Genomic DNA, 7,816 nt, shown 5'->3' on the forward strand with positions numbered 1-7,816 from the left:
GATATACGCTTTGCCCAGTCTTTTGAAAAACTTTTACGGATGATACAGAATGGAAGATAGAAAAGTGGAATAACCTTGATGGGGCTAATTTCTCAAAGAAAATAAATCGTACTGGCCCAAATCAACTGGGAAAGGCACTTCACAGTCGGATTTATCATAAGATAAGATAAATCCGCCTGTGAGGTGCCTTTTTTGAAGACGTTTCCGCAACCATTAGAGGCAGAAGAGGAGCAGTATTACTTGCAGAGGCTGAAAGAGGGCGATGGGCAGGCGCGGGACGTTCTGGTGGAGCGCAATCTCCGGCTGGTGGCACATATTGTAAAAAAATACCAGGGCACAGGGGAAGAGACGGAGGATCTGATATCCATCGGGACCATCGGGCTTATCAAGGCTGTGACGACCTTCGACAGCGGGAAGGGGTCAAGGCTTGCAACCTACGCGGCACGGTGTGTGGAGAATGAGCTCCTGATGTACTTCCGCTCCAAAAAGAAAACCGCCCGGGAAACTTCCTATTATGATCCCATCGGCACGGACAAAGAGGGAAATGAAATTCATCTGCTGGACATCATGGAGAGCAGCGAGCGGGACGCGTTTTCCAGGGTCTGTCTGAAAGAGGACAGCCGGAAGCTTTACGCATTGCTCAAGAAAATTTTGACGGAACGGGAACGGACGGTGCTGGTCATGCGCTACGGCCTTTATAATGGGCGGGAATATACCCAGCGAGAGGTGGCGGCGAAGCTTGGAATCTCCCGTTCCTATATCAGCCGGATAGAAAAAAACGCGCTCTTGAAGCTGCGGGAATATTTTCCTGAGGAATGACTTGATTTGTCAAAGATGTCCAGTTTATAATAGAAGCGACAGCACGAAAAGTACAAAAGAGGAGAGCAGCGCCGGTTATGTTGAAGATAGGTTTTTGTGATGATGATTTATCGGTATTGAAGGAGCTTCAGGTCTTACTGGATCACTATCGGGTAGAAAAGAATAGAGAGCTTGTGTACACGGCTTACCAAAGCCCGCTGGAGCTTTTGGCAGATATGGAAAAGGGGCTGCGTTTCGACATCCTGTTTCTGGATGTGCTGATGCCGGGACAGACCGGAATGGAGGCGGCCAGGGAAATACGGGAATTTGATACGGCGGTTAAGATTATTTTCCTGACTTCCTCAGCGGAATTCGCAGTGGAATCCTATACCGTAGGCGCGTACTTTTATCAGTTGAAGCCCATATGGGCGGAGAGCTTTTACCGGTTGATGGATTCAGTGATTGCCGAGTGCAAAAAGGCGGAACAGCGGAGTCTGATCATGCGCTGCAAGACCGGAATCACACGGATAGAACTGGAAAAACTGATTTGCTGCGAGGTTATGGGCCGGACACTGTTGTTCTGTATGGAGGATGGCCGGACACTGGAAAGTCAGGGAAAGTTGGACGATTTGGCGGGACAGCTGGCCATATATGAGAATTTTCTGCGGCCACATCGCTCCTATCTGATCAATATGGATTACATCCGGACTCTTTCATCGAAAAGTATTGTCATGCAGAATCAGGAAGAAATTCCCATCCCCCATGGAAAATATTCCGATATCAAAACCCGGTACCTGGAATATGCCTTTGAGCGGCAGGGAATTGTGGTATAAAAGCCTTAGGAAGATTGAATGCAGATTTGGGGCGATTCATGTCGAATCGCTCCTTTTTTATGGAAAATTCGGTATCCTACAATCAGAAAGCGGCGGGGCCGTAAAAAAGAGGATAAAGGAGAATTTATTATGAAGAAGAAAGTGTTAGCAATGATTTTAGGTACCATGTTGGTTCTGTCTCTGGCAGCCTGCGGAGGTTCTGACGATGCGACAGAGGCTGATGCAACAGCGACTGAGGAGACTGCAGATACCGAAGAGGCGACAGAGGATACCGAGGAAGCTACAGATGAGACTGCAGCAGAGGATGTGGAATTCGCAGAAGGCGATGACGGCCCCCTGTGGAGCATTGATATGATGACTGAGCCGGTAGATGTGGCAGATACCACCTGGAGCTTTACAGGCGGCTGCATTGACGGCGAGGAGCTGACGGACGAGGAAATCGCAGAATCTCTGGAGCAGTACGGCGGACAGCTTGATTTCGTGTTCAATGCGGATGGTACCGCAAAGATGGTACAGGGTGGCGGAGAAATGGACGGCACCTATGAGGCAGACAGCACCGGATACGGCGTATACTTTGATAACAATGGCAGTGAGCTGAAGTATTATTGCGCATTTGCTCAGCAGGATGACGGCAGCGTTGTCATGATTGCCCTTTCTGATACAACCGGTTACAACGGACTGTATTTCATGCAGTAAAAACAGAAATCCGAACGGCGGATGCGGCATGGTCCGCACCCGCCGTTTTTATGGACTGGTCACTTGGAAAAGCAGGGTAACGGGAACTATGAAAACAGGAATGATAGTGGGTTTGCTGCTGATACTGCTGGTGGGTTGGATAATCTCAGCACAGCGCAGACTGACGGCAATGGATGAAAATATAAAAAATGCCATGGGCCAGATCGGAGTGCAGTTATTCTCCCGTTATGAGGCAACGATTGCCTTACTGGAGCTGTTGCAGCCGCATGGAGAAGAACTGCGGAAGACGGAGAGATGGCTTCAGGAAAAACGGCGCACTGTGACGGCGGAGACGGAGCCTGCTGACGTAGCCGAACAGGGCGCTTTGCTTTCGGAAGCACAGCGGATTTTGTTGGAGGCAGTGGAGCACTGCCCGGCTGTGCAGGAAAATAAAAACTGTCGAAATTATCTGAACGCATTGGATAGCTATGGAAAAATGCTTCAGACCAGCACATTGATTTACAATGATACGGTATCGAAATTTAATCAGAGTATAAGGCCGTTTCCGATGAATGTGGCGGCCAGATTGTTGCATTTTCAGAAAAAAGCGTATCTGGAAATGAGATAACAGGAGGAATATTATGGGATTATTCAGCAACCACAAAAAAGTGTGCCCCATCTGCGGCAATCCGACCCCACGTCTGCTTCCGACGAAAATCGAGGATATGCCCATCTGTAAGGAATGTGATAAGAAAATTGATCTGCCGGACGGCGCAGTAAATGAAATGAATCTGGAGCGGTTTCGGCAATATCTGACGTTCTATGATCAGAATCAGACGCTGCGGGACACCTTCAATGAGACCTGGCGTTACGATTTCGGCTTCGGCGGCGGAAGTCTGCTTTTGGATACGGATCACCGGCTGCTGCGTCTGCGGGATGACGAGCGGGCGTTGGTGTTCGAAGTGTCAGCAATCAAGTCCTTTACCATTAAGGAGGACAGCACCGCCATCTATGCCAGTGGAAAGGAAAATCTGAAATGCCATGAGAGCGACGCGCCGGACAGAGTACGCGCCATGTCGAATTTGATCGAGCAGTTCCAGCTGCAACGCCAGGAATTTGAATGGATGCTGCAGCGCCAGGATGCCGCGGTACGCCAGCATACCCGCAGCGGCAGTCCCATGCCCACGGTTATCGGCAATGAACCGAAACGGCTGACAACTCTCGATCGTCCCACCTTCGATACCAAAGGGCCGGTCCGCCAGTTCAAGGTAACGCTGAATCTTCAGCACCCCTACTGGAGCAAGATGCAGTGGAAGGTGGATGGCCCGTCCTTCGATCGGGACGATCCCAGCGTGGAGGAATATATCGAGAAATACGAAAAGAAGGAAAAGAAGCTTCATACGATGGCGAAGAAGCTGATGAAAATGATGAATCCGGAGGCAAAGGAGGACTGGGTATGAAGAAAAAATGGATAGCACTGTTTTTGTCCTGCGTCATGGCAGCGTCCCTGTGCGCCTGTGGCGGTGACGAAGAGGAAGCGGCTTCTCCATCTGTAAGTGCAGCTTCCGGCGAAGAAGGAACCTGGTCCATCTACTGGTATCTGTGCGGAAGTGATCTGGAGTCGGGCGGCGGCTTTGCTACCGGCGATCTGGCAGAACTGATGGAGGTAGAGCTGCCGGAAAATGTAAATGTGGTCATTGAAACCGGCGGTGCCAGTGAGTGGCAGAACGATGTGGTGGACGCGTCCAAGCTGCAGCGATGGGTCTATAACAGCGAGGGCCTGAATCTGGTGGACGAGCAGCCCGCTGCCAGCATGGGAGACGCAGAGACTCTGGCGGATTTCTTAAGCTTTGCGGAGACCAATTACCCGGCGGAAAAGACGGCAGTGGTATTCTGGAATCACGGCGGCGGCTCGGTGTCCGGCGCTTCTTTTGATGAAATTTATGGTTATGACTCACTAACTCTGGATGAGATGTACGCGGCATTTTCCAGCGTCTGGGAGCCTTCGGAAGAGGAGCAGCCGCTGGAGCTGGTTGGATTTGATACCTGCCTGATGGCGACCGTGGATGTGGCCAACACGTTTTCCGATCTGGCACATTACCTGGTGGCTTCCGAAGAGACAGAGCCAGCCAATGGCTGGTATTATTCTCAGTGGGTAGGAGCCTTGGCAGAAAATCCGGATATGGACGGAGAAGAACTTGGAAAAATCATTTGCGACGCCTATTATGCCGGCTGCGAGGAAGTAGGAACCCAGGATAATACGACGCTTTCTCTGACAGATTTATCCAGGGTAGGCCCGCTTCTTAAGGCTTATGAGACCTTTGGCGCGGAGGCGCTGTCCGCGGCCTGCACCGATCCGGCCTTTTTCTCCCAGTTTGCCCGTGCGGCTTCCCAGAGCGAGAATTATGGTGGAAATACCAAGGAGCAGGGTTATACGAATATGGTGGATCTGGGCCATATGGCCCGCCAAAGCTCCGGCATGCTTGGATCCGCCCAGAGTGTGCTGGACGCCCTGGATGCGTGTGTGCTTTATCAGGTGGGCGGCCAGTACCGCAGTGAGGCGACCGGTCTTTCCTGTTACTATTCCTACAATGGTGATGTCAATGATTTCAACGGTTACGCAGGCGTAGGAGCAGGTCTTGCTTTCAAATATTTCTATGCTTATGAGCTGACCGGCGAGTTGGATGATTCGGGTATGGAATACATTGCTGATATGGATTTCACGGAACTTCCGACCGTGGAAAATCTGCTGAGTGTGGACTGGGACGGCAAAGCGCTGGAAGTGAACGGGGACGGCGTATCCTATCTGACCCTGGGACCGGAGGCCAATGATATCCTGGCGGGCATCGGCTTCTCTCTCTATTATGTGGATGAGGGAAATGACATGATGCTGCTTCTGGGTACGGATAATGATATGGAAGCAGATTGGGACAACGGTATCTTTTACGACAATTTCCGCAATGTCTGGGGAAGCATCGACGGCAATCTGGCTTATATGGAGTTAAGCTACGAGAGTGAAGATTACAATCTGTATGCCGTACCGGTTCTTCTGAACGGTGAGGCTTATAACCTTCAGGTAGTATACGATTTCAATGCCGAGGAGTGGAGTATCCTGGGCGCGCGCCAGGGTATCGACGACAGCGGCATGGCAGACAAGGAGCTGCGTCTGCTGGAAGAGGGTGATGAGCTGACCACCATCTGGTATATGGCCAGCGTCAGCGGCGAGGATGAATTCGAGGCTTATACAGCGGATACCTTCACGGTGACAGCGGACACAGCCTTTGGTGAAATGGAACTGCCGGACGGCTCTTATTCCATGGTTTATGAGATGCGTGACGCCATGGACAATTACGCGTACTCTGACGCGGTTTTCTTTGACTGTGCAGGGGGCGAAATTACGACAACCGTATACGAATAAGCAGAGAGAAGGGCGGCGGCGCGGCAGCGCAGCCGTTCCTTTTGTGTGAAACAGGTTGTGAACATTGCCGAAAAAAATAAAAAAAGAATAAAACAGCAGATTTTTTTTCGAAAATGCGATATGCTTTTCTCAGATTGTTCCGGAAGTCTCCGGGGGTTTCCATATATTACAGAAGAAAAAGAGAATAAAGGGGAAGAAGTGGAGGAAATCTTTTGTTTTGTAAGGTTTTATCGGCGGCCATCGGCGGCGTGGAGGGCTATCCGGTTCGTGTGGAGGCAGATGTAAGCGAAGGTATGCCGGGCTTTCTGATGGTGGGCTATCTGGCGTCGGAGGTGCGGGAAGCGGCAGATCGGGTGCGGACGGCCCTGCGCAATACCGGTTATCCGCTTCCGACGAAGCGTATTACTGTGAATCTGGCCCCGGCCAGCATCCGAAAGGAAGGTTCCAGGTTTGACTTGGCAGTGGCTGCCGCAGTTTTGGGAGCAATGGAGAAGATTCCTGCCGGAAATCTGGATGGCTTGATGATTGTGGGCGAGTTAAGCCTGAGCGGTCAGGTACTGGGTGTCTCCGGCGTGCTGGCACTGGTGGAAAAGGCCAAAAAACTGGGGCTTCGTCGCTGTATCGTTCCTGCTGTGAATGCCCGTGAGGGAGCGGTATTTCGGGATATGGAAGTTGTGGGTGTGTCAAAGCTTAAGGAATTAATAGAAATCTTACAACATCCGGAACAGGCCGGAAAGACGGTTGTAGATGTGGACGCACTGTTCTCAGAACAGGCGGCGGAAAGTGAAGGACAGGAGGATTTTGCCCAGATATATGGACAGACAGAAGTGAAGCGGGCGGCGGAAATCGCAGCCGCGGGCATGCACAATTTTCTGATGATTGGTCCGCCAGGCTCTGGTAAAACCATGATTGCCCGGCGGATTCCGGGAATTCTGCCAAGACTGTCCCTGGAAGAAAGCCTGGAGATTACAAAAATTTACAGTATCGCGGGATTGCTGCCGGAGCGGGGGTCTCTGCTTTTAAAGCGTCCCTTCCGTTCACCCCATCACACCACCACGGCGGAGGCCCTGGCTGGCGGCGGTCGGATCCCCGGACCGGGGGAAGTATCCCTGAGCTCCAAAGGAATCCTTTTTTTAGATGAGCTGCCGGAATTTCGCCGGGCTGCCCTGGAGATTTTGCGCCAGCCTCTGGAGGAGAAGCGGATCTGTATCAGCCGAACGGCGGGAACCTATACATTTCCGGCGGATTTCATGCTGGTGGCGGCCATGAATCCCTGCGCCTGCGGTTATTATCCGGACCGGAACCGCTGCTGCTGCGCCCAGCGGGATGTGATTCGATATCTGGGAAAGCTGTCTCAGCCTTTGTTAGATCGGATCGACATCTGCGCCAATGTTTCTCCGGTGGGGTTCGACGCCCTGCAGCAGACCGGAAAGGAGGAATCCACGGCGGAGATTCGCACTCGGGTGGAGCAGGCCCATGAGATACAAAAAGAGCGTTACCTGGGGTTGAAGGCACGATTCAACGCCCAGATTGGCGCAGGCGATACAGAAAAATACTGTGGGCTTGGGAAAAAGGAAAAAGAACTGTTGGGGGACGCCTTTGATGCATTAAATTTAAGCGCCCGGGCATATCATAGGATTGTCCGGGTGGCCAGAACCATTGCGGATTTGGAAGGAAAAGAACAGATAGAAGAAAGGCATATATTGGAGGCGTTGGGATACAGGCCGCCCGATCGGAATTTATGGATGAAGGGGATATAGAAGGATGGCAGAGAAAAATTACTGGCAGTGGTTTTGCAGCAGCCTCTTTTACGCTCCCGGCCTGGAACATAAATTGCTGGAAAAATATGGAACGCCTGAGCGGGTTTTTCACAGCAAAGAACAGGAGCTGACGGAAAGTTTTCCCTCGAATCAGGAGAAACTGACGATACTGGCCGTAAACCGGAAAAAATGGGACTTTAACCGGGAAGCGGAGCGCCTGCAGCGGCTTAATCTTACCTTTTTAAGTATCGAAGATCCCCGCTATCCCAAGCGGCTCGGCACAATTCCGGACGCGCCCTGCGGTCTCTTTGTCCGGGGAAAGCTTCCTGAGG

Annotated in this window: 8 protein-coding genes; all 8 read left to right on the forward strand. The window is 51.6% G+C overall.

The genetic code is table 11. The features are described 5' to 3' along the window. The first annotated feature begins 240 nt into the window (after positions 1-240). Complete coding sequence (gene sigK, locus ACTRC3_RS11080) at positions 241-819, forward strand: RNA polymerase sporulation sigma factor SigK (RefSeq protein WP_440323108.1); 579 nt, start codon at positions 241-243, stop codon at positions 817-819. Between the two features lie 77 nt (positions 820-896). Beyond that, entirely contained in the window at positions 897-1,631 is a 735-nt protein-coding gene (locus ACTRC3_RS11085; RefSeq protein ID WP_440323109.1) for a LytR/AlgR family response regulator transcription factor, read from the forward strand. A gap of 129 nt (positions 1,632-1,760) precedes the next feature. Continuing rightward, complete coding sequence (locus ACTRC3_RS11090) at positions 1,761-2,327, forward strand: isomerase (RefSeq protein ID WP_440323110.1); 567 nt, start codon at positions 1,761-1,763, stop codon at positions 2,325-2,327. An 88-nt stretch (positions 2,328-2,415) separates the two neighbouring features. Next, the gene (locus tag ACTRC3_RS11095; protein WP_440323111.1) at positions 2,416-2,934 is read left to right on the forward strand and encodes a LemA family protein; all 519 of its coding nucleotides are present in this window, start codon (positions 2,416-2,418) and stop codon (positions 2,932-2,934) included. Positions 2,935-2,947: 13 nt separating this feature from the next. Further along, positions 2,948-3,766 (forward strand): hypothetical protein, encoded by an 819-nt coding sequence (locus tag ACTRC3_RS11100; protein ID WP_440323112.1) that lies wholly within the window; start codon positions 2,948-2,950, stop codon positions 3,764-3,766. After that, positions 3,763-5,724 (forward strand): clostripain-related cysteine peptidase, encoded by a 1,962-nt coding sequence (locus ACTRC3_RS11105; RefSeq protein ID WP_440323113.1) that lies wholly within the window; start codon positions 3,763-3,765, stop codon positions 5,722-5,724. The genes ACTRC3_RS11100 and ACTRC3_RS11105 overlap by 4 nt, the downstream gene beginning before the upstream one ends. A gap of 212 nt (positions 5,725-5,936) precedes the next feature. Continuing rightward, positions 5,937-7,484, forward strand: coding sequence for a YifB family Mg chelatase-like AAA ATPase (locus ACTRC3_RS11110; RefSeq protein ID WP_440323114.1), 1,548 nt, complete (start codon positions 5,937-5,939; stop codon positions 7,482-7,484). Between the two features lie 4 nt (positions 7,485-7,488). Then, positions 7,489-7,816 (forward strand): hypothetical protein (locus tag ACTRC3_RS11115; RefSeq protein ID WP_440323115.1); only part of this gene is annotated, 328 nt, incomplete at its 3' end.

Source organism: Laedolimicola sp. (assembly GCF_051972735.1).
Classification (GTDB): Bacteria; Bacillota; Clostridia; order Lachnospirales; family Lachnospiraceae; genus Laedolimicola; species Laedolimicola intestinihominis.

Excerpts from the sequence above, each read along its gene's own strand:
- ACTRC3_RS11085 (WP_440323109.1), top strand. The coding sequence starts at position 897 with ATGTTGAAGATAGGTTTTTGTGATGATGATTTATCGGTATTGAAGGAG.
- ACTRC3_RS11105 (WP_440323113.1), top strand. The coding sequence starts at position 3,763 with ATGAAGAAAAAATGGATAGCACTGTTTTTGTCCTGCGTCATGGCAGCG.
- ACTRC3_RS11095 (WP_440323111.1), top strand. The coding sequence starts at position 2,416 with ATGAAAACAGGAATGATAGTGGGTTTGCTGCTGATACTGCTGGTGGGT.
- ACTRC3_RS11090 (WP_440323110.1), top strand. The coding sequence starts at position 1,761 with ATGAAGAAGAAAGTGTTAGCAATGATTTTAGGTACCATGTTGGTTCTG.
- ACTRC3_RS11100 (WP_440323112.1), top strand. The coding sequence starts at position 2,948 with ATGGGATTATTCAGCAACCACAAAAAAGTGTGCCCCATCTGCGGCAAT.